The sequence below is a fragment of the Lysinibacillus odysseyi 34hs-1 = NBRC 100172 genome (genome assembly GCF_001591965.1).
Taxonomy (GTDB): Bacteria; Bacillota; Bacilli; order Bacillales_A; family Planococcaceae; genus Lysinibacillus_B; species Lysinibacillus_B odysseyi.
Window position 1 is genome coordinate 273,724 of record NZ_BCVX01000004.1, and the last position, 26,284, is coordinate 300,007.

The following is a 26,284-nucleotide window of genomic DNA, read 5'->3' on the forward strand; positions in this document are numbered from 1 at the left end:
TCTTTCTCTTAAGGTAGATTGGAGAAAGGAACCAGCACTTTTTACAAAGAGAAGAGGGATTCTATGTTTACAGAGGGCGTCATAACAAAAAAGGAAAAAGCTTTGCTGGCCGTGGCCTTATTTGCAGCCCGCCGAGAAGAACAGGAAATGCTCCATATGACAAATATCGCTGTAGAAGAAGGAAATACGACAGCAGAAATTGCCGAATGTATCGCCAGCACGATTATTTCCAGGGGAATACCCGCCTGGCTGTCAGGGGTAGGCGCCATTGAAAAGAGTATAATGCTGCAGGGTGAAGAACAGATGCATCTCCCGGCTGTGGAGGCATTTCAAACAGAGGAAGAGTGCATCGCCTATTACCGAAGAGAGTTTGAAATACTCCCGCAATGGGTGGACTATTTAATTTCCTTTGCTCCTGACACGCTGTTAAAATACAGCAATTTACGTACGGCAAGTTTAAAGGATGGACTTGTGTCAAGATTGCACAAAGAGCTGCTGCTGTATGCCATTAATATTTGTGACCAATATGAAAAAGGTATTGCCATCCATGAGGCAAATGCCAAGCAGTTAGGGGCAGGGCCTCTGCACTTACAAGAAATAAAGGAACTTTGTGTGTATGCGGTTGGCATTCGGGCAGTGATAGGAGGAAAATGATGAAACGTACTTTAGTAATCGGCGGCGGTTTTATGGGTATGGCCATTGCACAAGTGCTCGCACAAGGCCATCAGGAAGTATTTATTTATGAAATGAATGAGGCATTGCGGTCATCGCGGGCAAAAGAGTACCCGGATTTTCGTTTCATTCGTCATTTGAATGAATGTAAAGATATTGATGTTATCATTGAAGCAATTCCTGAAAAGCTGGAATTGAAACAGGAATTATTTCAAAAGCTCGAGCGGGAATTTCCGCAGGCGATTTTGTGTACAAATACATCAAGCTTTTTAATCTCCCATGTCGGGGCGAAAATGCATTCGATGGAGAAACTGATCGGTACGCATTTCTTCTCTCCGGCCAATATTTCACCGCTTGTTGAAATAATCCCGACAGCAGAAACGGACCCCGCCGTTGTAGAGGCGATTTTCTATATGCTGGAGGGTTGCGGGAAACGGCCGGTCCGCTTGAATTTCGAGCTTCCGGGCTTTATCGGCAACCGTTTACAAAGCGCTCTTGCCCGCGAAGCCATGTCGTTAGTGGAAAAAGGGATTGCCACTGCCGAGGATATCGATTTTATTGCCAAATGGGCATTGGGAATCCGTTTAGCTATAACAGGTCCGCTTGAACAAAGGGATATTAATGGACTGGATACACATTTGTCCATTACTGAGCATTTATATCAAGATTTGGAAAATAGCCGGGAGCCGCTTGCGATCCTGCAAAAGAAGGTCCAGGAAAACAAGCTTGGGATGAAAACGAAAGCCGGTTTTTATAATTGGCAATCGAAAAATACAGATGAACTTTTAGTTAAAAAGGATAGAGCGCTTCAAAAAATCATCGAAGTTGCGAAAGCTCTAGAGGAGGAGTAACAAGATATGTATAAAGCATTTGTAAAGAAGTCAGCCGCCAAAAGGGATTTTCAAATAGAAGAACGTGCATTCGAGCGTTTACTTCCAGACCAAGTGCGGCTTCGCGTTAAAGCTGTCGGTATATGTGGCAGTGACTTACATATGTATGATGGGCATAGCGGCTATGATTGGGTCACTTATCCGCTTGTGCTCGGGCATGAAGTAGTAGGGGTCGTTGAGGAGGTAGGCAGTGAGCAGTCTAAATCGCTTCTTCAAAAAACGGTTGTTATAAATCCATATAAGCCTTGCGGGGCATGTGAATTTTGTCTGGCAGGGAATGAAAATCGCTGTGACGCTTCGCAGTTCCAATTCAATAAAACACCAATCGAGTCATTACGGTACGGTTTCCGCGAGGCAGGTGGACTGGCTGAATCAATGATCGTAGATGTGCAGAACGTTATCCCGATTGATCCGGTAATCGAGGATGGGGTAGCAGCAATTTCCGAAGCTTTGACGGTCAGCTATACAGCGATCAAAAAAGTGGGGAACTACGGCGCCAAACGATTGTTGATTGTAGGCCCTGGCCCGATTGGTTTAGGGGTAGCAGCGATTGCGATCGGAGCAGGGAACAAGGACGTGACGATACTGGGAACAGAGGCAGATCAGGAACGTTTAGCACTTGCAGAACGTATGGGTGTCCGCCAAGCAATTACAAGTATTGAAGAGCTGGCCGTTGAGGGGTTCGATGGGCTGGATGCTGTCATTGATTGCTCCGGATATCATGCAGTGCCGGCTCAAGTGCTGCCCTATTTGAAGCGGGGCGGACAACTGGTTTTAGTAGGTATTTCCGCAAATGAATTTTCAGTGCCGATGGATCAGATCGTACGGGGGGAAATTCAAATTCAGGGCAGTTACGGAATTACGAATGACAATTACTGCGAATTATTAAAACTAGCAGCAGATAAAAATTATCCGTTCTCCAAAATTGTTCATGAAACCGTGCCGTTTGAGCAAGTGGAAAAAGGCTTCGAAAAAGCATTAAATCGTAGTCCGGGAAAAGTTGTTATACAAATGGGGGAGGGAAAATCACTATGAAAATTATTGACTTATCGGTAGAACTATTTGACGGAATGATTTCGTATACATCACATCCGCCCATTGTCATTCGGGAAGAATCGACATTTGCCAATTCAGGCCATCGCTATCAGCCGCCTTGTGAAGGCTTTGAATCCCGCTTTTTAGAAATGTCTGACCATAGCGGAACTCATATTGACGCACCGATCCATTTTATCCGTGAAGGGCAGACTGTATCGGAAATGGACTTATCACAATGTATGGGAAGAGCCGTATTACTGGATGTTTCAGATTTTAAAGCAAAGGATGAGCCGGTTTCGATTGACATGCTGAACCGTGCCGAACAACAGCAACATATAGTAGTAGAGCCGCAGGATATTGTGTTAATCCGCACGCGAAAAGGACAGTGGGGAGATGCAACATTTTTCGAGGAAGCTGCATTTGCTCCAGAAACAGGCCAATGGTTTGTAGACAAGCAGATCAAGGCAGTGGGACTTGATTTAGCCAACATCGATATTAACGATAATATGAACCGTGATGTACACATGAAAATTTTAAAATTACCTATTTATATAGTAGAAAATCTGACAAATCTGGATCAGCTTCCGCTAAATAAGAAATTTCATTTCCAAGCGGTGCCGTTGAAATTAAAAAATGCGACTGCTTCACCAGTCCGTGCTTTAGCATTTCTGGAAGAGTAATGTCATGGCTGGTTAAGCCAGGATAATGAACATTTACAATAAGTAGAGCTTTCTATAATCAGTGCAAAAAACCGTTGGAGCCCATTCCAGAAAGGCGCTTCAACGGTTTTCCGCGTTTTGGGAAAATAGCTGCTACAACATAGGCGTGTTAGCTAATTGTTATTTCTAGCATTCGGCATATACTGTCTAATGGAAAAGAAGAGAATCTATTTTGCGGGATGATACGTTTTGATTTGAAATGAAATTTAATCAAAAAGTTCTATTCAATCCTTATTAAACAACAAAGGCAAAACCTCCATTTAAAAAAAGTTTGATTAAAATGGAGGTTTTCGTTTTAGTTAAGTATGAAAATTTTATAAAAAAGTTTGATCATTTTCTCAGGGTGTTGTTCAACAATCGCGCCCGATTGTTGAATAACGTTTCAATAAATTAACTGTTAGCATTAATACATCTTCATTATTAATCAATAGTTATTAAACTTAAAATATCTTCAGGCTTTCTTAAAACATAGTCTGCTTCTTCGAAACCCTCTGTTTTTTTTGCTCCCCACAATGCTAATGCAAACTTAACACCCGCACTATGAGCGCATTGCATATCATAGATGGAATCTCCAATATACACCGTTTCTTGGTTTGAAACATTTAATTTCTCTAAACATAATAATAATGGATCAGGATCAGGCTTATGTTTAATCGTATCATCTGCACAAACAACGGCTTTAAAATATGTCCCTAATTCAAATGGGTCGAATTCATCAATTAATTCTTGTTTAGTTTTTGAAGTCACAATACCAGTAGTAATTGACATTTCAAATAAACGGATAATAATTTCTTTTAAATTTTCAAATACGATAACTTCATTTGAAAAGTCTAATACTGTTTTTGACCATTTAGGATGCACTCGGTCTATATCAGTAATTCCGATCTTTTTTAAGGTTTCTTTACCTGGGATGCCTAAAGCAAATTTTAAATTTTCCAGCTCATAATATAAATTTTCTTCTTTTAAAACCTTTTGTAAAGATTTTAAAACAGCTTTTTCCGTATCTAAAATTGTTCCGTCTACATCAAAAATAATATATTTATACAAACAAATCCCACCAATCCAAGTTTTATATAAACCTAATATACAAAATTATACATTATTTAGAGATATTAATTCCTTTAAATAAGTCATATAGTTATTTTTTTAAATGAAATTTATTCAACAATATAACCCTAAAACGCAAGAAGGGCCTTTTCTTTATTCAAGGAAAGCGCCCGATTGTGGAAGATTGTTATTAAACTAAGACACCAGTTAGTTGAATAACTTGGGAGCCATTAATCTTAACTATCAATCAAAATATACAGGTTCTTGCTGATTATACAAATGTTTAAATGCAAGTTGAATTTGTGATTCTGTATTTCTTGCCATCGATAATTGTGGTAATTCATTTCCGGCGAAAAATTCTACGGCATCTGTTTCAATACTTTCTTTCGGTTGACCCCCAATGATTTCACATTGGATAAACATTTTATAGACGTGATATGGAGAAGGTGGATGAGGATGGCATTTTTTGTCGAATAAGGCTAATAATTTTATCGGTTTTACATCAAATCCTGACTCTTCTTTTACTTCCTTGACTGCAACTTCACTTGGTGATAAACCTATATCACCCCATCCTCCAGGTAACGACCATTCCCTATCCTTTGTTTCTCTCACCATTAATATTTTATCATTTCTAAATACAACAGCTCTAATATCAACTTTTGGCGTTGCATACCCAGTTTCATTTGCAAATAGTTCTTTTATAGTTGTATTGTCTATAGTTGTATGCTTTTCCAAAATTTGAACACTAATATTTCTAATCAACTCAAATCTTTCTACATCATAAACATCTTTAGAATAGGTTAGTCCGGCCTGTGCAATGGATTGAAGTTGTTTTGCCCATTCTAACCATTTAGGTTCCATTCATTATTCACCGCCTACTTATTTTTACCTAATTTTACCTTGTTTTTATTTAAAATTAAACATTCCCAACTTAAACTAACCTGCTCGTTAGTTTAAGTAGAATCCTTCACAAATATAATTAAATATTAACTTAAATAATTAAAGTATTCTTATTTAGTGTTATTCAACAATATGGCCCCTTAATTGAATAAAGCACTTTTCTTATTCAAGAAAAGCGCCCGATTGTTGAAGTTGGACCGATTAAAAAATGCAGATTTATAGCGTTAATAAATCCGCTATTCTTTAAAGAGGTGTTCATTCAACGAAACGATTTATCTACTTTTAACATTTATTACTTTGTATCCAACATACAAGATTAAAAACCAAATCGGTGCAACATACAGGGCAACACGCATGTCTGGAATAAACATCATTAACACAATCACCAGTAATAAGAATGTAATGGCAATGTACGTAGAAAGTGGATAAAGCGGAATTTTGAATTTCAGCTCGGCTACTTCCTCTTTCGTTTTTGACTTTCTAAATTTCAATTGTGCTAATAAAATAATCATCCAGCTTGTAATGACTGCAACAGTCGCAACAGCAGAAATATAGATGAACACTTTTTCTGGCACGATATAGTTTAAAATAACCGCAATAAATAAAATCATTGATGAGAATAAAATACTTCTTCTTGGGGTTCCGTTTTTGCTAAGAGTTTTGAAATATTTAGGGCCATTCTTCTGTAATGACAAGTTGTACAACATTCTTCCTGTTCCGTATAAACCACTATTAAATGCAGACATTGCAGCTGTGATAACAACAAAGTTAATAATATGAGCTGCACCAGGGATTCCGACATGATCGAAAATTTGAACAAAGGGACTACCGTTTGAACCGACTTCGTTCCAAGGATACAGGGTCATCATGACGCCTAACGCACCAATATAGAAAATTAGAATACGCCAAACAATGTTATTGATGGCAGAAGGTATAGACTTGCTGGGATCTTTTGCTTCTCCTGCTGAAATACCGACTAATTCAACACCACCGAACGAGAACATCACTAATACAAGGGACATTAAGATTCCGTTAAATCCATTTGGCATGAAGCCACCGTGAGACCATAAATTTTCAAAACCAATCGCTTCGCCGTGATTGCCCATACCGAAGAGAATAATGACCAACCCAAGAACAATCATGCCGATAATTGAGACAACTTTTATCATTGCAAACCAGAACTCAAATTCTCCGTAAGCTTTTACATTCGCTAAATTCACAATTGTAATTAATACAAGTACAACAAAGGCTGTTACCCATTGAGGAATATCTGGGAACCAATAATTAATATAGACACCAACGACTGTTAATTCGGCCATCCCAACAACAATCCACATAAACCAATAGGTCCAGCCGGATAAGAATCCCGCAAAGTTTCCTAAATATTTGTTGGCATAAGTACTAAAAGAGCCTGATACCGGTTCGGCTACAGCCATTTCTCCTAACGCTCTCATAATTGTAAAAATAACTAGTCCGCCAACTAAATAGGCTAATAAAATAGATGGGCCAGCCATTTGGATGGTTGAGCTAGATCCATAGAACAAACCGACGCCAATGGATCCACCAAGTGCAATTAATTGCATATGTCTGTTACTTAAACCTCGTTTAAGCTGCGAATCTTGCTGATTTTCTTTCATAACTTTTTACTCCTTATACTTCTAAATTTCCAAATATTTTGCTCAAAAAAGGAATAAAAAAAACGCCCTTTTGGATTAACCAAAAGGACGATTCAACTCGTGTTACCACCTTTAATTTATAAGCAATTCACATTACTTACCTTAAGAAGTACGGTCATTTGACGATACTCTCGCACATGATTACGGGTGCTTACCGGCGCAGCCTACTCAGAATGATCTTTTCGGTACACAGCTCCAAGATGAATTCACAATCATTTTACATGCACCTCTCATCAACCGGTAACTTTCTGTTCGTAAAAATAATTGATACTATTTCTTTTCATAGCCTTTATTCTATACAAATATTTTTGAATTATTTTTTATTTTACAGAAGAAAGTTTTTTTGTCAATATCATTTTTAGAATTTTTTCATAAACCGCCTACATTACATCGGGCATTATACTATCCAAATACAACTCACCGCTTAAAGAGTAAAGTGAAAGAGAATACTCCGAAAAATGTCATTTGAGTTCTTTTAAACATGTTATTCAACAATCTGGCCCGTTTGTAGAATAAGAAAATATCTTGCCTATCTACACAGGAATTTGATCAAACTTTATTATAAACAATCAAACTTTATTATAAATTATCGAACTTTATTTTAAAGCCACAATATGAGTGAATTCTATTTGAAAGCAGCCCGTTCAGAAAAACATTGCCAAATAATACATCCTATAAAACAATATCTATTCTCATACACCTCTCGTTTTCGGGCAACCTATGTAAAAATAGTAGCCGTGAGGTGTGTTTATGTATATCGAAAGGTCATCGGATTGGAAGGCAGGATTTTTAAAACGTTTGGAAGAGAACGGACCTTGGGATAACTGGACTCTTTATAATATGAGCTATGATATGGCGGAACATAACTTAATAACTGATTTTACCGGTCTGCAGGCACCGAAATATTTACCGCATTTCACACCGCTTGCCCATCAGCTGGAGGCTGCCGAAACGGTCATTGAGCGGATGAATGGCAAGGCAATACTAGCTGATGAGGTGGGTCTTGGGAAAACAATTGAAGCAGGACTTGTGCTAAAAGAATATATGATCCGCGGCCTGGTGAAAAAAGCCCTTATATTAGCGCCGGCTTCCTTGATCAACCAATGGGTAGAAGAGCTCAATAATAAATTTTTCATTCCGGCGATTGCCTATCGAAAAAAATACGGTATCGATCAGTCTGAAATCATCGTCATGAGTATGGATACGGCGAAGAAAAGCCCGCACCGGGAGCTTATTTATGAGCAGGACTATGACATGATTATTATTGACGAAGCTCATAAGCTGAAAAACCATAAAACGAAAGTGTATGAATTTGTACAGAGCTTAAAGAAAAAGTTTTGTTTATTACTGACAGCAACACCTATCCAGAATGATGTATTTGAGCTGTTTTACTTAATTTCGTTATTGAAGCCCGGCCATTTAGGAAACTTCGAGGCTTTTCAAACTTCCTTCTCTGCAAGCAAGCGGACAGTGGAACATGAGGAATATTTAAAAGAGCTCGTAAACCAGGTGATGGTCCGTAATAGAAGACAGGATACTGGTGTCGAATGGACGAACCGGAAGGTCCAGAATATACAGATCCAATTTACGAAAGAAGAACAGGAAGCATATGATCTGCTCACAGGATTAAAGGATATCTCCTCCGTTTTTTCCGGCGCTTTTTCAATGATCACGCTGCAGAAGGAAATCTGCAGCAGTAAGGAAGCTGCCTGTATGACGCTGAGTCATATGCTGTCAAAATGTACGAGCGAGGAAGAAATCGCGTATGCAGAGGCGGTAATGGAAAAGCTGATGAACCTTGAGGTGAACTCCAAAGCAGAAAAGGTATATGAGATTATCTCACAGGCAGATGATAAGGTAATTATTTTTACTGAATACCGGGCCAGCCAGACCTATTTACAGTGGTATTTAGGAACAAAGGGAATAACGAGTGTACCCTTTAACGGGAAGTTCAGTAAAAGCAAGCGGGACTGGATGAAGCAGTTATTTCAGGAGAAAGCACAAGTACTCATAGCGACGGAGTCCGGAGCGGAAGGGATTAACCTTCAGTTTTGCCACCATGTCATTAACTACGATCTACCGTGGAATCCGATGAAGCTGGAACAGCGGATCGGTCGTGTGCATCGTCTAGGTCAGGAGCATGATGTGCATATTTACAATCTCGCTATAGAAGATACAATCGAGCAGCATATTTTAGGTCTGCTCTATGAAAAAATCGATGTGTTCGAAAAGGTGGTCGGTGAGCTGGATGATATTCTCACGAGCTATAAAGAATCAATCTAGAAAGGAGGGAGCCTATGTATCCGCAACAGGTCCATGATTATTTGCAAACATTCTTTCAGGAAACAAATTGTCCGATTTTAACAGAGCATCCTTATTATATGGTCGTGCAGCTGACAGAAGAGATGGATAAAAAAATTATGAACAGACCGTTTTACTGGCAGTATGTCGAGAGTGCGGGAATAGAGCCAGCACCGCTGCAGCTGACATTAGTTACAGACCGGACAAAGCTGCAAGAAGATATTAACGGCGAAATGATCCACTTTGGTTCCCCGAGGCTCAATCGGTTGTTTGAAGCGACAAAGGAATTAGGAGCCTTCGTCAAGCTGTATGAGTACACAGGCAAGGGAAACAGTATGACATTGACTCCATGGCTCGGTGTTAACTATAAAGTTTCCTATTACTGTCATCATACAAAGGAAATGCTTTACTCGCTCGGAATTAATTTATTGACGGGACAAGTAGTAGAGAACTTTCAAGAGAGGCTAAAAACAAGAAATCTCCAATCAAGTATACCGGCGGATACTTTTGCGGTTCCTTATATTATTAAGCCGGCAAGGGCACTTGACCGTCTTGATGTGCTGGTGGAAGAGATGATTATAGATGATGACCATTCCTGGGCAAAGGCAGCAGAGGCAAGGTGGCTACGTGACTTGGAGGTACTCGAATACTTTTATATTGATTCGGTAACAAAACCTGAAAGCTATGAGCTTGAAAAAAAGGCACTGGAGGAACAATATACACCCCGCATTAAGGTGGATATGGTGAACGGGGGATTGTTTTATTTAAGCTAGCCTATAGTGGTGAGGGATGATTATATTTCAAAAGAAGCATGCGTTCCAAAAGAACGCATGCTTCTTTGTATATTAAGCCGGGTTGACCTCTAGATCAACAGTAATTTTAATGTCTTTACCTACTAATACGCCGCCAGTTTCTAAAGCTGCGTTCCATGTCAAGCCGAAATCTTCACGGTTGATTTTTGTTTCAGCTTCAAATCCATATACTTCAACACCCCATGGATTTGTCCCTCTACCATTGTATGATACATCAAATGTTACTGGTTTCGTGACATCTTTAATCGTTAGGTCGCCTGTAACTTTGTAATCTTCTCCATCTTTTTCGATGTTTGTTGATTGGAATGTAATTGTTGGATATTGTTCTACATTAAAGAAATCCGCAGAACGTAAATGATTGTCGCGATCTTCAGATTGCGTATTGATGGAAGCCGTTTGAATTTCAAATGTAATAGCTGCATTTGATAAATCTGCTAAATCTTCTGTTGTTACTGTTGCAGAGTAGTCTTCGAACGCCCCTTTTACTTTTGATACCATCATATGCTTAACAGAGAAGCCAACGCTTGAATGTGATGAATCTACTGACCAGTTTGTCATAATTTATTCCCCCTATTTTGAAATAAAGATTCTCGAATTCGAGATAATTTAATTTTAATATACATGCTCTTTCCTAATACGTCAAGAGGGAATTTTCAAATTTTTCTCATCGCACATTTGAATGAAGGGAAAACCTCAAAAAAGCAGGGGAGGTGATAATTAAGTGTAGTAATTATACGATTTCCCCGCGTATATTATTATTAAACATACAGATGGGACTGCTATTTCAAATGGAATAATAGTGGGGGATTTTAAAACGATAGGAAAAATACATTTTAAGGGATACCCATTCCCGAAAAGATGTGATATGATTGCTATGTAAGTCACTTCATTATATACGGTCTTGTAGCTCAGCTGGGAGAGCACCACCTCGACAAGGTGGGGGTCGCAGGTTCGAACCCTGTCGAGACCATCATTAAAAAAAGCCGCAAATCCTTCATAGGTAAGGATTTGCGGCTTTTTTGTATGCGCTTTGCAGCAGTGTCTTTTTAAGCACGATATAGGTCAGTTTCCAGCAGTTTTTTTAAATTAATGAAAACGATCTTCTTGGTGAATGACCTAGGTTGAGAGAGGATTTATATTGTCTAACATTCACACACATACAGCAGCTCCATCGCTGCTTTAGTAGCTGTCCAACATATATTACCAGGTAGTTGCGATTTGTTAGCCATTCTTTTTGAAGGGTATTATCCAGCCGCTTTAAAAGATTCGCATGCCGTAGAGTTTACCGAAAAGGCTGACATACTATAATTTGTTAGAAAGACTGCTAGATTCCCCTGATAGAAGATGGCGGGTTGGAAATACCCGAAATGTTACTTTTTGGGCGCTGCTCTCAACATAGGCTGCAGCGTATGGAATAACCCAAATGCCACACTTGGTTGTATAGTGGCTGCTATTTTAAATGAAGTCCTCCCAGGAGATGTATGGATCAATGTCGATTGATACGCCAGCAGCTATAAGAGGGCTTTTTTTGTATGTTTCCGAAAATCCTCATAACAGGAATGAGACTCCGTAAAAATGTTCTCACAGCCCTACATATAATTGCTTATATAATTTCCCTTATTTCTTAGGTGATTAACCGTGGCGAACTGTCTGCTGACGGAATAGATTAATAAAGAATATTACCATGATTACAAATGAGTGATTAATGGATGTTTGAAATAATATTTAGGGGTGAAACAATGGAAAATCTAGATAAGGAAAAGCAGAGAATGAATAATACGCTTTCTATAAAAAATAGCGGGAATTCCGAAAATTTCTTAGACATTTTCGCTAAATCTAAGTCTGATGTTGAGACTTCCGTAAAAGCGGAAGCCGACCAAGAACAAGAGCAGGATATAGATTTTGAAGTTGAAGGTTAAAGTAATACACTGCCAATTCACTAATTTTACTATTAAGGAGGATATCGAAAATGAAGACTGGCTTTGATAAGAAAAAATATATAGAGAGACATCATTGTAAACCTTCCACAAAACCGGAAAAAGAGTGCTGCGGGAACGTTGGCAATTCTGCTGTCATAGAGAATAGCGGAAATTCTAAAAACCACATTAGCTTCCATTCATTGGCTAAGTCGCGAGCAGAATCAAGTGTTAAAGCAGATGCTGCACAGGATCAAGATCAAAGAATTCAATTTTAAAAGAAGGGCGTATGAACGATGAAAAATGAAAAAATCCCTTCCGATTCCCCCGGTGAGAACAGCAGCGAAAAAGCGAATGCAGGAAGGGAACATTTGGTTCAATCAAAAGTCTCTAATAGCGGAAATTCGGATGTGAATATAGATATTAAGATTGACGTAGATGTAAAGCCAATTGCCTTTGCGATGCTTTATTCTCTTTTTGCCACTCACCAACTAACAGAGCAGGAGCTGGAAAAGGCACTGAAAAGGTTAGAGTCTTATACTGATGGTTTAACAGATGTAACCGTAGACAACAGTGTAACTCCTAAAGGAGGCACAGATGAATAAGACGATTGGTATTCTTGGAGGAATGGGGCCTTTTGCAACGTTGGATTTATTTGGGAAAATTTTAGAGAATACGCCTGCTGCAGTAGATCAGGATCATCCTAGAATTATTATTTATAATAATCCAAAGATTCCTCCAAGAATTCACCCTGCCTGTCCATCCCAAAGCCCCCTGCCGGAATTAATAAAGTCAGCTGCACTTTTACAAAAAGCAGGTGCTGATTTTATCATTATGCCCTGTCATACTGCTCATATTTGGTATGAAGAGGTACAAAAACACGTATCAATCCCTTTTTACAGCATGATTAAAAATACAGTGAGATCAATCGAGCATTTTTATGGAAACAAGGAAAACAAAAAACTCCTGCTTTTGGCCACCGAAACGACTATCCAATCAAAATTGTATGAGAGCGAATTTAAAGATAGTTCCTTTTCAATTATCGTCCCCAATTCAGAAGAACAGAAAATAGTAGATAAAGCGATAAAAGTAGTTAAAAGCGGGGATATAAATCCCCGCGATTTCACTATTGAAAAGGTAAATCAAATGATAAACCAGTATAAGGATGATGGTGTTGCCTTATTAGTAGGATGCTGTACTGAAATACCCCTGATGTATCCTCTTTTTCAAACAGAGATGGAAATGATTGACCCTACTCTTCTTTTAGCCAAACTGGCGATAGAAAAGGCGATGGAAGAAAAATGATGAATAATGAAATAACCAATCGATCTGTCTCTTTTGTATTTTCAACAATTATTTAGCAGGAGGTAACACCGATGACACAAGTAAAACCGGACATACCGGCGATAGGTATTACTGGCAGCTCGGGTAAAACCACAACCCGTGAAATTCTGTCCTCTATTTTAGAGCAGAAATGGAAAGTGTTAAAAAATACAGGGAATAAAAATCTGCCGACTAACACACAGCAAATTGCAGAAAGCTATGACTCTACGATTGATGCCATTGTTTTGGAGCTTGGAATGGGAAAACCAGGGGCAGGCAAAATTCACTGCAGTTATTTACAGCCTAACATTTCAATCATTACGAATATTGGAACTGCCCATTATGGTAATCTTGGAAATAGTATTCGCTCTACTGCTGAAAATAAGTCTGCGTTAATTAAATATATGAAACAGGATGGACTATTGTTACTTAACGAGGATGACGATAACTCAAAACTATTAGATACTAGTACCTTTAAAGGGGAAATTATTACAATCGGGATAAACAAACATTCTGATTACCAAGCCAGCGATATTCAATATGTTCAACGGGGAATGAAATTTAAAGTTAAATTAGATAACAAGGAAGAACAATTTTTTATTCACACATTTGGAGAGCATATGATTTACAATACATTGTTTGCCGTGGCTCTTTCTCATAAGCTAGGTTTTACGGCAAGTGAAATCAGAGCCGGACTTGAAAACTTCCAAATGCCGATTAAGCGATTGAATATTATTGAATTACAGAATCAGTCCATTTTGATTGATGATACAGTAAATGCTAATCCGCAATCTGTAAAAGCAGCATTCGATGTACAGGAGAAGCTCGGAAGAGGGAAAAAACGGATTGTTGTATTAGGAAGTATGCTTGAACTGGGTGATTATTCAGATGAAGGTCATATAGAGGTGGGGGCATATTTAGCTGACAAAAAAGCGGATGCCGTTTTTACGTACGGACGGGCGGCGAAGCTGATTAATAAAGGCTTATTAAAAGCAGGCTATCCTCCAGAAAAGGTAAAACACTTTAATAGTAGAGATGACCTCCATAGGGAACTGAAGAGAAGCATTGAAGCAAATAGTGTTATCCTTGTAAAAGGATCCAGTGCGATGAATATGAATAAAACGGTTTCCTATATAAAAGACAGATTCTTTTACTCCATTACAATAAACCCTGATATTCAACAAAAATACGTTTATCTTAATAGCCAAACTCTTGAAAGGATCGACCCTGAAGCAGAAGAGATTACGCTTCACTTTGGACAATTACAGAAAAACTTAAAAATAGTGATTGATAATGAATTAGAAGCAGGAGAAATAATTATCCCTCAAAATTTAACAAAGCTTATCTCCATTCCTTCCTTACCTTACGAATATTATTTTATAAATAACCACTTACATCTAGGGCCGGTTATCGGGATGATTGTATACACCCGGTATATGAATGACCCTAGTCAGCAGCTGCAGCGCTTTGCCGACTATGAAAATATAAAAGGACTAATCTATCTCTTTTTCCCTAAAACAATCGACAAATGGAATAAAACGATTTCCGGTTGTTACTATGATCCTGAAAAAAACTCATTTGTAGACGGTGTCTTTCCATTCCCTAATGTTATTTTTAACCGAATTCCTTTGCGGAAATCCAGATATGATTATCTTAAGAAAGAAATAGGAGATAAAATTTTTAATTATCCTTATGGGAACACCGATAAATTTGACTTTTGGAAATTAATGTACAAACAACCTGTAATAAAAAATTACTTACCTAAAACAAAAAAACTCGAAAATGTAACCGGAGTGTTAAAAGCATTGGAATATAGTGACTCTGTCTATTTAAAGCCTGTCTCCATGGCAGGGGGGAACGGCATCTTTCACCTGAAGAAAATGGATGATGGCTATAAATGGACAGATATAGAAGGCAAGACAGTTGATGTAAAGGATAAGAAGGGGCTATCTGAAATTCTCCGAAAACAATTGATACCGAAGAAGGAGTATATCATTCAAGAGGAAATCCTTACATTTAATAAAGACCAAAATAAGCTTGATTTTAGAATTTATCTTCAAAAAGATTACTCAAAAAAATGGCGGTACTCCGGCCTTGAAACAAAGGTTGGGAAAAAAGACAGTATCATTGCAAACTCGCAGAATAGGGAGAAAATTATCCCGGGAGAACAGGCTTTACGGGAGTTTTACGGATTAAGTAAGGAAGAAGCAAAAAGAAAAGTGGAAGAGATAACGAATGTATGCATCTTGACATTGAAAGTCATGGAGGCAAAAGGGTACAAATTAGGGGACGCTTGTTTGGACTTAGTAATGGATAAGAATAAAAAGTTTTGGATATTAGAAGTGCAAATTAATTATGCTGCTGAAATAAAGGCATTTAGGGATGAAGGAGAACGCAGAATCCTTCCGTTTATCCTCCCGACTCCTTTTGAATATGCAAAAGCCCTTGCGGATTTCTAAGGAAAATAGCAATTAAAGCATTGTGATGAATAAAAGAGAAACCAGCCTGTATCCTTTTTTGCTTCCCCTGTTTTTTTGGACAGTACACGCTGCCTTTTTCCAAACATATGATATAGAACAGGGGAATTTGGAGGGAGGATGTAAATGGGTTTATATAAGAATGACGACAAACACCCGCGTGTGTTTATAAATAATGGGCAGCTGGTTGACAATAACCAAGCGGAGTATAAAAGTGATTATTTGGCGGAGTTTGTAAAGGAGCAGCAGGCATCAAATGAACTGCTTCACCGCACGATCCGGATGCTGAAGCAGAACCAGACAAATGTAACGGTCAGGCATATGAACAAATGGCGGGTCATTGACAAGCAGCTGGGAGAGCTGAATGGTCAGCATGAAAAAGTGGAGCAGCATATTATAGGCTGGCTGGAAAAGCTGGAGCATCAAAATGAGGAGCTCCAAGCGACGGTGACAGTGGAGCAGCAGGAGATTAAAAGGCTGCTGGAGCAAATGGAGCATGTAGGGGAAGTATATGCGGAGCTTGAACAGAAGATAGGGGACATAACAGGCATCAATCATCAAATGACAGATCGTCTGGATCAGCACGCATCGGTCAATGAGGAGATGATTAGTCGTCTGGACCGGTATCAAGATCTGCAGGAGGAAATCTCCCAGCAGCTTGATCAGTTTACGATCGTAACCAATGAAGTAATGAATCAGCTAAACCAGCTTGGCGGTTCACATCAAGAAGTAATGAGTAAAATGGATGAACATCATAAGCTACAGCAAACAATGGCTGATCAAGTATCTACGATTGAAGAAACACAAAAAGAACTGGTGGGGCAGGTAGAAGGCCAAGAGGGAGTAATGGACAAATTAACACGCCAAGTAAATCACTTGCGCTCTATTCTCTATGAGCGCACCAATTTCTTGGAGGAAAAGATAGAAAAGGCATATGAACAATTCAATCAAATTTACATGAAAAATTAAAGGCGGACAGAGAAATCAGAAGCCCTGTGTAACTTTATAGAAAGTTTGACTGACCTTAAGCAATTAAGGTCATTTTTTTAGGTAGAGGAGAAACTACGAGGTGAATAATTGAAGCTATTGACATGGACAATAAAAATATTTACCGCCCAAATAGAGTTACCAAGCACAGTAATCGCAATCCCTAAAGCCATGTCTGAAGTCCCCAGACACGTGGATTTTCTGCTGCACGACAGTGTTGAATGTATTGCCCGGGCAATAGTAAGGGAGCTTGGAGGCCATGATAATGTAAGACCCAATATCAGCGCTTAATCCTTTCTTAACAGTGTATATTGTAGCCGGTTTACAAAGGGATATTTCCGGTGCTTCTGGGTTAAATGGATAAAGGGTTTCTATACTTTTGAGACATAGGCTATAACGGTACTATTGTATACAGAGAAGCATCTCAAAGGGAAAGCCGATTTCATATTTGCAGGATAGTACAGAGCGTTTTGATAGAATAATCTTTTATATTACCTATAGCGGCTTTTTGAGGAGCAATCCGGCGAAGGAAAAAAATATCGTTCATTTTCAACTTTTTCGATCCAGTTATTCGTCTATCATATGTATATACAAACAAATGCTGAAAAAGGAGCCCTCAGGAGATGAAGCATCAACATGTTGAACAATTATTTGTGGCATTCATCCGCGCAAACAAAGAGCGATTTTATTTGCTCGCTTATAGCTATACAAAAAATGAACAGGATGCCCTTGATATTGTCCAGGACAGTATTCAAAAGGCACTGCAGTCCCTTCATACATTGCAAAACGAACAGCAGCTGAAAAGCTGGTTTTATAAAATTGTCGTAAGGACAGCGATTGACTTTTTACGGAAACATAAGCGCATACAAGTAACGGATGATGAGCAGCTCATGTTTTTATCGCCGCCCCAGAATGATACATATGAAAATATGGATTTAGACAGTGCACTTGATACATTGCCACCCGCTTACCGGGAAGTAATCATTCTGCGTTACTTTGAGGATCTGAAAATCGAAGATGTGGCACAGATCGTAGATGCCAATGTCAATACAGTGAAGTCAAGAATTTATAAAGCATTGAAGCTGTTGAAAATAGAACTGACGAAAGAGGAGCTGTCATAATGGATAAGTTAAAAGAGCTGGAGAAGCAATACAGGAATATCCCAATTCCGGAAAAACTGGATGCTGTAGTAGAAGCAAGTTTGAAAAAGGGGCGTAAAAAACGCGCACCAAAATGGCTGATAGGTGCGGCAGCGGCAGCCGCGATATTTACAGCAAGTGTAAATATGAGCCCGGCTATGGCAAAGGCACTAGGAGATGTGCCGGTGTTAGGAAACGTTGTAGAAGTATTAACATTTGTACAATATGAAACAGACAAGGACACGTATTCCGCTGCAATTGATGTACCGAAAATTACCGGTAATTCGGACGAGATCCGTGCCCTGAATGAAAAATATGCAGCAGAAGGAAAAGCACTCTATGAACAGTTCCAGCAGGATATGAAAGGAATGGAGCAGGCTGCTGGTGGACATTTAGGAGTAGACAGCGGCTATATTGTTGCTACAGATACAGAGCAGCTGTTATCGATTGGACGCTATGTGGTGGAAACAGTAGGCTCTTCTTCAACTGTCATGCACTACGATACAATCGACAAGCAAAAAGAAATCGTTCTGACATTGCCGAGCCTGTTTAAGGATGACCAGTATATTCAGGTAATCAGCGATTATCTTATTAAAAAAATGCAGGAAGAAATGCTGACGACAAATCAGGAAAAAATCTACTGGGTAAAAGGCGGAGGCATGCCTGAAGAAGAATTAACCGATGCCTTTACGGCCATCCGCCCGGATCAAAATTTCTATATTACAGCTGATCATAAGCTTGTCATGGTCTTTGATAAATACGAAGTAGCCCCTGGCTATATGGGCGTTGTTGAGTTTGAAATCCCGACAGATCTTATTAAGGATCTTCGGATGAGTGATGAATATATAAAGTAAGGCTAGAGCTGATAAAAGGAGGAGCAGGACGCTAGTAAGTGTCCTGCTCCTCCTTTCATATATACATTACTGTTAGTAATACTCTTTTTTAGAACCTTATAAAAAATCAGCAGGCAATAGCTCTATAAATCTATCCAACTGCTCTTGGGAAACGCCTGCTGCCTTCATAAGCTTTCCTTTTGTTTGAGCGAGTTGCTTTGTATAATCGGTGAATTGCTCCTCTTCCCAAAAGTTCCGTAACTGATCTTTTTTGATGACCCTTCTCTCTACATGAATCAGCTCGATAGTCGCTTTATTTACCGGCCAGGGGAGGCTGGGTTGCAGACTGAGTTTGATGCGGTTATCATTATGTTTTTTCTGGATAGACCTGAGCAGCACGAGTGGATCACCAATATATTTTAATAGATTGGACTGCTCAATTTCATATAATGCTAAAACATCTTCTACTTCAAAATAGTCTAGTAAACGCTGGCGGCAGTACTGGACATGCTTCTCGGATGCTTCAATCGTTTCCAACCCTTCGAATTTTTCGAGGTCAAATTTTAAATCTATTGGATACTGTAAAAGGCTGAGGATGTTTTTATCAGAAAATCCAATGGAGGATTGATGGATTTTCTTTTCCTTTTCTGCAGCATCAAGCTCGATAACCCAAAATAACTCCTTTTTTAAAAATGAATCATATGCTATCGGAGAATATAAAAAGTATGCTTTCGAGTCAATATGGGAGTAATAGGTCAGCCCGGAAAAAGAAAAGGACTTTTGAGGAAAAAGTGTTTCCTCATTAATATATATAATCAGCTCATCCAATTGTTTGTGGATTAATTTTATCGATGAAATGACGATTTGAATATGGTTTTTAAGCTGGGATGAATAATCCAGGTCACATGCTGCGCCCTTCGCAACGGGCATATGGTTTGCAATCAAAGCGAGTTCTCTTTGTCTTGATGTTAAATAAGCATCAAGCTGTGACTCTGCACTGGGATGAAGCGTAAAGAGCGGGTGAAAGAGATGATCCATACATTCAGCTCCTTTAGAAAATTCCCCTTTTCTACAACATGCCCAAAGGGGAGAAATGGTTAAACATGCAGACATAAAAAAGAGGAGACTTCTGGCGGTGCTGATAAAAATAAAAAATCCGCAGGGCGATAACCCTGCGGATAATAGTATGCGTATTTTATTTTCTAACCGTAATGTCACAAACATGCAAATTACGTTCCCAAGCCATAAAAGTCGCATGATTTATAGATTGTTTACATATCCCAAAGAAGGATAAGAAGTGTCCCTAGAATTGTGATGATTACCATCGCAAATCCATAAACGATGTTAGAGTAAATGGACCACTTGTCTTTTGTCTCACCGGCATGCATGAAGATGGCAAACTGCAGGCCAGCTTGCAGGAAAGCTGTAACTAACAGGACAATCATTCCTGTCTTCATGGACATATCCGTGAAGTGAACAAGCAATGCCAAGCCTGTTAATATAAGTGAGAAGACGAATCCCATTACTTGACCTAAAGGAAAGTATTTCGCCATATTACATCATTCCTTTCAAGTAAATGAAACTGAAGATGAAAATCCATACAACGTCTAGGAAGTGCCAGTATAGCGAGAAGATGAAAGCCTTATTCGCTGTAGCAGAATTTATGCCGCGTTTGGCAATCTGGATCATAATGAATAATCCCCAGAAGAAACCGACTGTTACGTGCAGACCGTGTGTGCCCAATGTAGTTAATAAACTTGATGTAAAGGCACTTACTGTAATACCAGCGCCGATATGCACATAGTGTACGAATTCAAAAATCTCATAGCCAAGGAAGGCTAAACCTAATGCCAGTGTGACACCCATGAATGATAGTGTCGCTTTTTTACTGCCAAGGCGCATTGCATGGACAGCAAGGCCAATTGTAAAACTACTTGTCAATAGGATGAACGTTTCAGCAAGGACCGGTGTGATTTCAAACATTTCTGCACCAGTCGGACCGCTGCCAGTACGATCTACTAATGTAAAGTACGCGGCGAATAATGTCCCAAACAGCATAATCTCCGCACCAAGGAATACCCAGAAACCAAAGATCTTTAGGTCGTTTTCCTCTGTACTATACTCTAGTGGTACTGAGTGATCTACTTTAGCCATTATTTCGCACCTCGCTTTTCATATTGTTTTTCTGTTGCTTTTACATCCTCTTCAGGAATGTAGTAACCATGATCTTTCTCGAATGAACGATGTGCCATACCAGCAAGGATGACGATCAAGCCGACGATTGCCGGAATCCACATGCTGAAGATCAGCGAGAATCCTAATAGGAAGAAGCCGCAACTCATAATGAATGGAACACCAGAGTAGTTTGGCATATGAATCTTTTTAATCTCGCCCTTAAAGATTTGTGTACCTTTTTTCTTCATATCCCAGAATGCTTCAGAAGTGCTGTCTGTTACATCCGGAGTAATGGCAAAGTTATACGCTGGAATTGGCGTATGTGTTGCCCATTCTAAACCACGTGCATCCCATGGATCTGAGCCGATGTTGCGTGGTGAGTTTTTGAAGCTGTACCAAATGTTCCAAACCAACATGATGAAGGATACAGCCATGATGCCGGCACCAACGAATGACACCATGTTCAATGTGCTGAAGCCAGTTGATTCTGAATAAGTGTACATACGACGAGCTTGTCCATCTAAACCAGTGATATACATTGGCATGAAGGCAAGTAAGAAACCAGTCGACATTACCCAAACAGTTGCTTTACCGATTTTTTCATTTAACATGAAGCCAAACATTTTTGGCCAGTAGAATGTGAAGCCGGCTAACATCGCGTAAACAACCCCAGGGATGATTACGTTATGGAAGTGGGCAACTAAGAACATTGTGTTGTGGTATTGGTAGTCTGCTGCAGACATCGCAAGCATAACCCCTGTTACACCACCAAGTGTGAATAATGGGATAAAGTGAACTGCATACAACATTGGCGTTGTAAATTCAATTTTCCCTTTATAAAGCGTAAACAGCCAGTTGAAAATCTTAACCCCAGTCGGAACGGCAATCGCCATTGTTGTAATGGAGAAGATTGAGTTTGTGAAAGCACCTTGTCCCATTGTAAAGAAGTGGTGCGTCCATACTGTGAACGCAAAGACAGAGATGACGATCATTGACCATACCATTGACTTATAGCCATATAGGTTACGGCGTGCAAATGTCGAAATAACTTCAGAGAATATACCGAATGCCGGTAAAATTAAGATATATACTTCAGGGTGACCCCAAACCCAGAATAGGTTGGCCCATAGCATATCCATACCGCCGTTGCCGATCGCGAAGAACTTCGTATCAAACAGACGGTCCATCGTACCCATTGCCAGCGCTACAGTAAGAACAGGGAAGGCGAATACAATGATTAAGTTCGCGATTAAAGCGGACCAAGTAAACATTGGCATTTTGAATAATGTCATGCCTGGTGCACGCATTTTCATGATTGTCGTAATGAAGTTAATACCTGTCATTAACGTACCGATCCCCGCGATTTGGATGGCAATCATGTAGTAGTTCGTACCAACTGATGTACTGAACTCATTGTCTGCTAATGGGAAGTATGAAGTCCAACCTGCATCAGGAGATCCCCCGACAACGAATGAAAGGTTGAATAGCATCGCACCCATAAAGAATAGCCAGAAGCTTAAGTTGTTTAAGCGTGGGAACGCAACGTCACGCGCCCCGATTTGTAACGGTACTAAATAGTTAAAGAAGAATGTAATGAAAGGCATCGCCATGAATAGGATCATGACTACCCCGTGTGTTGTGAAAACTTCATTATAGTGCTGTGCATCTAAAAATGTATTTTCCGGCATTGATAGTTGATAACGTAACATAATCGCATCAACACCACCGCGGAATAACATCAATAGGGCCATCAGCAAGTACATAATACCGATTTTTTTATGGTCAACCGTTGTGATCCATTCACGCCATAAATAGCCCCATAGCTTGAAGTATGTGATCACGGCAACCAATGCAACCGATACAAGCACAATCAATACCATCGAAACGTAAATTAGGAAACTTGGATGTGGTATCATAAAGCGCTCAAAAAATTCCATACTGTTGTAACTCCTTTCAGACTAATAAAGTCTTTCTGTTTACATCATTAATGAGAAGAATGATCTTCGTGTTCAGTGTCTTGATGATCTCCGTGCTCGTTTTGGTCCATGTTTTCATGGTTCATGTTTTCCATATCCATGTTTTCGTGGTCCATCGTATCTGAATCTGAGCTGCCATGATTATGCTCTGGCGCCGGCGAGAACTCCAGGTGTGTACCTGTATAAGTAGAACGGCCAAGGTGACCAGGCTCAAGTAGCTCTTCAAATTTCTGTTCTGTAAGTGGTTCAGCAGTATCTTTTACTTCGTCAACCCACTCATCAAATTCATCTTGTGTAAGAGCTGTTACATCAAATGTTTGTTCTGCTGTACCAGCACCGGCAAAGTTTGCGTTACGTCCCCAGTATTCGCCTACCTCATCAGCTGCTAAGTGAAGTGTTGTTACCATGTCTGCCATGGCATATTTTTGTCCACCAAGCTGAGGAATCCAGAAACTTGTAATTGGTCCGTAAGAGTAAAGCTTGAACTCAATGTTGCGGTTTGCTGGAATGTATAGATAGTTGACTGTTTCAATCCCTTGCTCTGGGTAACTAAAATGCCATTTCCAGTCCGAAGAAGATGCGTAAATGACTAATGGCTCCTCTTCCTTATAAGCATCTGGAGCGCTTTCTACTAAATAGTTACTTCCTATTGATCTTACACCTAGGAAAATAACGATGATGATCGGAATCCCGATACAAATTGTTTCCACCAGCCAGTGACCGTGGATATGCGGCGGTTCATAATCAGGGCTTTGCTTTGAAGCACGATATTTAACTAACATAAATATCAACATGGCAAATACAGCTAAGACAATTCCGCTCATCATAAAGATTAACATCATTGTGTCATTTGCCTGTACCTCTGCCTGAGGGCCTTTTGGGTCAAGCACAAGTAATGAATCACACCCGCCAAGAAGCAGCGTGCCGAAGACTATAGATGCTAGTAAAGTCCCTTTAAAATTCACTTTCATAGTTGGACTCCTTTCAATTCAATTAGATACAGCTATTTAATACCACATTTACCTATTTAAAGATTTCCAAAAGGAATATTAAAACAAAAATTGCCGATAACTATTCCCCCTGTTCCCTAGTTTTCGTTGTATGAACCTCATAATCCGGCAAAACGTACAAGAAGTAGCATGGACGATTCAAAAAACACGCCAAAAACTTAAAATCTCCGCAACAGTTTATAAGCCGATCTTTTGCTATAGCTGACAGCGGCTTATAAATAGGAAGAAGTTTTCTGCTCCGTGTCTACTGCTTTTTCCTTTGGATTTCTGCATGAGAGTCCATCGCTCTATAACGGGCAGGAAAACTAATAAATAAAATTAAAACCGGGAATAAAAATAGGTATATATGATAGTTGTGAGCGGAGGTAAATCGTTACTATAAAATCATGCTTTCTAGTCAACCAACATTCTTTTTTTCTTATTTCGAAAGTTGTAATTTAATATATTAAGCATAATTTTAGCCGTAACATTTTGCTTATCTCTGGCTCCAAGTAAATTGTAGTGAAAACCAAAATTGAAGTCAAAAAAATGTTATTCAAACTGAGGAGAAAAAAATGATGGGTGTGTAAAGTCTGTAATATAGACTTAGACATTAAAGAGAAGAATGTTGATTTTTAAGGTTTTTTAACGGTTTTTCGAGCGGAAATACCAGGCGCAAATTGTGGCATTTTTATGACGCTGAGTAAATAACGTAATAGTTCGATAATTCGGCAATTGCTTGTAAAATGGTGCATTAACAATGTTTTTCCAAAAAAGTATAAAGAGTGGATAAAGGCAGTGATTCCTTTAAGAAAGATAAAATAGTAAAGCGGGATAGAAGATGGAATAGTAGAGAAGGTGACAACCATGTTCTTCCCGCTCAGAGCCAATAATAAACATATTGACGAACAATGGTCCTGTTATTTGACGTGGGAATTAGGTATATACATTTAAAATAATAAGGATAAGAGCAGCCGAAATATAAGGGAGAAGTGTGTAAAAAAATAAAAACAAAACCGTTTCCGATTACTTTTAATAGTGAGTAAGGGAATGGTTTTTTTGTAGGGTAAAAGAGAACGTGGATATAAAGGCAATAGAAGAAATCTATTGTTTTCGTGCCCTGTTTCCTTCTAAAATTCTGTCTTCTTATTATTAAAATGAATGATAAAGATTAGCACACTCTCTTTTTTTGAAAATAAAATGTTTATTTTTTATATATTTTGGACAAATTTGGACGTGAAGCAACAAATTTCTTCAAAAGGAGGGCATTATGATGAAAAGAATATCATATTTCATCTTTGCTTTTATTGTATGTTTCACTACCATGGGAGCTCCCGCGCAGGCGTATTTCCCATCTATTGAGAATGAAAAGGAACCGGATATCGACCTTTCATATTTTACGGATGCTTTAGATGCGACTATTCCGATAGCATGGCAGCTTGATTTGGAAGAGGAGTCCAAAATGTATACAGTTGAGGAAGGCGACAATCTTTACCGCATTGCCCTAGCTCATGACATTTCCCTTGAATCTCTTATAGGATGGAATGATTTAAAGGACTATTTAATCTATCCGGGGGATGAACTAAAGGTGAGCGGTGAGGAGATAGACGGAGCAGGCTTGCAGGACACGTTTATCGCATCAGCCCCTGTGCTTCCAGCTTCTAAGTCATTGGGACAAGCTAATGAAACCGCAGCACCACCATCACCAACAGAAAAAGAAGCGGTAAAAGAGTTGACTGTGACAGCAACCGCCTACACGGCATATTGTGAAGGCTGTTCAGGAACAACAGCATATGGGATTGACCTGCGAGCTAATCCTAACCGTAAAGTAATTGCTGTCGATCCACGGATTATTCCACTGGGAACAAAAGTGTGGGTGGAAGGCTATGGAGAAGCAATTGCGGGTGATACAGGCGGTGCTATCAAAGGACATAAAATTGACGTTTTCATTCCTTCGCATGAAAATGCCATTGCCTGGGGCGTTAAAACAGTCAAGCTTAGAGTGTTGAACTGATTGGGTTTCCGAATGCCGGTTATCTTCGACGTTTAGTGAGACGGCTACGCTTTCTCACAGAGCAGTTGCTTAATAAAATGCATATATTTTGCTCTAAGCCGAAAATGACTGGCATGATCCACTTGAATTTTCTCAAGTGGATTTTTTGTGCTTTCTGCTGTCTTAAGAGGAAAGAGATAGATGAACGAGAGAAATCGCTGCATCGTAATATGAAAGAACAAAGGAAACTGTAAAGAATAAAGCATGGAGACTCGGGTGAGCGGGATAGGGAAGATTACGGTGAGTATTCTTATAATAAGGAAAGAAATGATTGGAAACAGTCACCTTTTTAGAGAGAACAGTATAGAATAGAATGTAATCTACTTTTGGATACAAATCAGTTCCTGATTATAGAAAAGGATGA

24 protein-coding genes, 1 tRNA gene and 1 other annotated feature are annotated in these 26,284 nt (G+C 39.2%); of the genes, 16 read left to right on the plus strand and 9 right to left on the minus strand.

Annotation, left to right across the window (positions count from 1 at the left end):
* Positions 1–63: 63 nt before the first annotated feature.
* The 4 genes from BOD01S_RS08580 to BOD01S_RS08595 are packed head-to-tail and all read left to right on the plus strand — an operon-like array spanning position 64 to position 3,277.
* On the plus strand, positions 64–654 hold the full coding sequence (locus BOD01S_RS08580) for a carboxymuconolactone decarboxylase family protein (RefSeq protein WP_036157078.1): 591 nt from the start codon (positions 64–66) through the stop codon (positions 652–654).
* Complete coding sequence (locus tag BOD01S_RS08585) at positions 654–1,523, plus strand: 3-hydroxyacyl-CoA dehydrogenase NAD-binding domain-containing protein (RefSeq protein ID WP_052124942.1); 870 nt, start codon at positions 654–656, stop codon at positions 1,521–1,523. The genes BOD01S_RS08580 and BOD01S_RS08585 overlap by 1 nt, the downstream gene beginning before the upstream one ends.
* 6 nt (positions 1,524–1,529) lie before the next feature.
* The gene (locus tag BOD01S_RS08590) at positions 1,530–2,597 is read left to right on the plus strand and encodes a zinc-dependent alcohol dehydrogenase (RefSeq protein ID WP_036157073.1); all 1,068 of its coding nucleotides are present in this window, start codon (positions 1,530–1,532) and stop codon (positions 2,595–2,597) included.
* Positions 2,594–3,277, plus strand: coding sequence for a cyclase family protein (locus BOD01S_RS08595; RefSeq protein WP_036157071.1), 684 nt, complete (start codon positions 2,594–2,596; stop codon positions 3,275–3,277). Before BOD01S_RS08590 ends, BOD01S_RS08595 begins: the two co-directional genes overlap by 4 nt.
* A gap of 459 nt (positions 3,278–3,736) precedes the next feature.
* Here BOD01S_RS08595 and BOD01S_RS08600 read toward each other — a convergent pair whose 3' ends face one another.
* The 3 genes from BOD01S_RS08600 to BOD01S_RS08610 all read right to left on the minus strand — a co-directional run bounded on the left by BOD01S_RS08600 (position 3,737) and on the right by BOD01S_RS08610 (position 6,900).
* Positions 3,737–4,363, minus strand: a complete 627-nt coding sequence (locus BOD01S_RS08600; protein ID WP_036157069.1) for an HAD family hydrolase — start codon at positions 4,361–4,363, stop codon at positions 3,737–3,739.
* A 243-nt stretch (positions 4,364–4,606) separates the two neighbouring features.
* A complete protein-coding gene (locus tag BOD01S_RS08605) occupies positions 4,607–5,224 on the minus strand; it encodes an NUDIX hydrolase (protein WP_036157067.1) in 618 nt (205 codons plus the stop codon).
* 311 nt (positions 5,225–5,535) lie between these two features.
* Complete coding sequence (locus tag BOD01S_RS08610) at positions 5,536–6,900, minus strand: amino acid permease (protein WP_036157065.1); 1,365 nt, start codon at positions 6,898–6,900, stop codon at positions 5,536–5,538.
* A gap of 80 nt (positions 6,901–6,980) precedes the next feature.
* Positions 6,981–7,232, minus strand: a binding site (T-box leader).
* Between the two features lie 457 nt (positions 7,233–7,689).
* Between BOD01S_RS08610 and BOD01S_RS08615 the strand changes: the two genes are divergently transcribed.
* Both BOD01S_RS08615 and BOD01S_RS08620 read left to right on the plus strand, forming a co-directional pair.
* The gene (locus BOD01S_RS08615) at positions 7,690–9,222 is read left to right on the plus strand and encodes a DEAD/DEAH box helicase (protein WP_036157063.1); all 1,533 of its coding nucleotides are present in this window, start codon (positions 7,690–7,692) and stop codon (positions 9,220–9,222) included.
* 14 nt (positions 9,223–9,236) lie between these two features.
* Positions 9,237–10,013: a YqhG family protein gene (locus tag BOD01S_RS08620; RefSeq protein ID WP_036157060.1), complete on the plus strand. Its 777-nt coding sequence runs from the start codon at positions 9,237–9,239 to the stop codon at positions 10,011–10,013.
* 72 nt (positions 10,014–10,085) lie between these two features.
* Here the strand turns inward: BOD01S_RS08620 and BOD01S_RS08625 are convergent, their stop codons facing one another.
* Positions 10,086–10,610 (minus strand): YceI family protein, encoded by a 525-nt coding sequence (locus BOD01S_RS08625; protein ID WP_036157058.1) that lies wholly within the window; start codon positions 10,608–10,610, stop codon positions 10,086–10,088.
* Positions 10,611–10,949: 339 nt separating this feature from the next.
* Here BOD01S_RS08625 and BOD01S_RS08630 point away from each other — a divergent pair.
* The 9 genes from BOD01S_RS08630 (at position 10,950) to BOD01S_RS08675 (ending at position 18,748) form a co-directional block, all read left to right on the plus strand.
* A tRNA-Val gene (locus tag BOD01S_RS08630) sits at positions 10,950–11,022 on the plus strand.
* 769 nt (positions 11,023–11,791) lie between these two features.
* Positions 11,792–11,971 carry a hypothetical protein gene (locus BOD01S_RS08635; protein ID WP_036157057.1) on the plus strand — a complete coding sequence of 60 codons (180 nt, stop codon included), beginning with the start codon at positions 11,792–11,794 and terminating at the stop codon, positions 11,969–11,971.
* 50 nt (positions 11,972–12,021) lie between these two features.
* Positions 12,022–12,246: a hypothetical protein gene (locus tag BOD01S_RS08640; protein ID WP_036157055.1), complete on the plus strand. Its 225-nt coding sequence runs from the start codon at positions 12,022–12,024 to the stop codon at positions 12,244–12,246.
* Between the two features lie 18 nt (positions 12,247–12,264).
* On the plus strand, positions 12,265–12,573 hold the full coding sequence (locus BOD01S_RS08645; RefSeq protein WP_052124940.1) for a hypothetical protein: 309 nt from the start codon (positions 12,265–12,267) through the stop codon (positions 12,571–12,573).
* Complete coding sequence (gene cuyB / locus BOD01S_RS08650) at positions 12,566–13,273, plus strand: cysteate racemase (protein ID WP_036157053.1); 708 nt, start codon at positions 12,566–12,568, stop codon at positions 13,271–13,273. Before BOD01S_RS08645 ends, cuyB begins: the two co-directional genes overlap by 8 nt.
* A gap of 71 nt (positions 13,274–13,344) precedes the next feature.
* On the plus strand, positions 13,345–15,750 hold the full coding sequence (locus tag BOD01S_RS08655; RefSeq protein ID WP_052124939.1) for a YheC/YheD family protein: 2,406 nt from the start codon (positions 13,345–13,347) through the stop codon (positions 15,748–15,750).
* 144 nt (positions 15,751–15,894) lie between these two features.
* Positions 15,895–16,737: a hypothetical protein gene (locus tag BOD01S_RS08660; RefSeq protein WP_036157052.1), complete on the plus strand. Its 843-nt coding sequence runs from the start codon at positions 15,895–15,897 to the stop codon at positions 16,735–16,737.
* 641 nt (positions 16,738–17,378) lie between these two features.
* The gene (locus BOD01S_RS08670) at positions 17,379–17,876 is read left to right on the plus strand and encodes an RNA polymerase sigma factor (RefSeq protein WP_036157047.1); all 498 of its coding nucleotides are present in this window, start codon (positions 17,379–17,381) and stop codon (positions 17,874–17,876) included.
* Complete coding sequence (locus tag BOD01S_RS08675) at positions 17,876–18,748, plus strand: RsiV family protein (RefSeq protein ID WP_036157044.1); 873 nt, start codon at positions 17,876–17,878, stop codon at positions 18,746–18,748. The genes BOD01S_RS08670 and BOD01S_RS08675 overlap by 1 nt, the downstream gene beginning before the upstream one ends.
* 96 nt (positions 18,749–18,844) lie before the next feature.
* Here BOD01S_RS08675 and BOD01S_RS08680 read toward each other — a convergent pair whose 3' ends face one another.
* From BOD01S_RS08680 to qoxA, 5 genes are all read right to left on the minus strand, one after another.
* Positions 18,845–19,765, minus strand: coding sequence for a hypothetical protein (locus BOD01S_RS08680; protein WP_036157042.1), 921 nt, complete (start codon positions 19,763–19,765; stop codon positions 18,845–18,847).
* Positions 19,766–19,998: 233 nt separating this feature from the next.
* A complete protein-coding gene (gene qoxD / locus BOD01S_RS08690; protein ID WP_036157038.1) occupies positions 19,999–20,280 on the minus strand; it encodes a cytochrome aa3 quinol oxidase subunit IV in 282 nt (93 codons plus the stop codon).
* A 1-nt stretch (position 20,281) separates the two neighbouring features.
* A complete protein-coding gene (locus BOD01S_RS08695) occupies positions 20,282–20,881 on the minus strand; it encodes a cytochrome (ubi)quinol oxidase subunit III (protein WP_036157036.1) in 600 nt (199 codons plus the stop codon).
* A complete protein-coding gene (qoxB, locus tag BOD01S_RS08700; RefSeq protein WP_036157034.1) occupies positions 20,881–22,839 on the minus strand; it encodes a cytochrome aa3 quinol oxidase subunit I in 1,959 nt (652 codons plus the stop codon). The genes BOD01S_RS08695 and qoxB overlap by 1 nt, the downstream gene beginning before the upstream one ends.
* 47 nt (positions 22,840–22,886) lie before the next feature.
* Positions 22,887–23,849, minus strand: coding sequence for a cytochrome aa3 quinol oxidase subunit II (gene qoxA, locus BOD01S_RS08705; RefSeq protein WP_052124938.1), 963 nt, complete (start codon positions 23,847–23,849; stop codon positions 22,887–22,889).
* 1,291 nt (positions 23,850–25,140) lie between these two features.
* On the opposite strand from qoxA, the gene BOD01S_RS23825 reads away from it, so the two are divergent.
* Positions 25,141–25,881: a 3D domain-containing protein gene (locus BOD01S_RS23825; RefSeq protein WP_052124937.1), complete on the plus strand. Its 741-nt coding sequence runs from the start codon at positions 25,141–25,143 to the stop codon at positions 25,879–25,881.
* Positions 25,882–26,284: the final 403 nt, after the last annotated feature.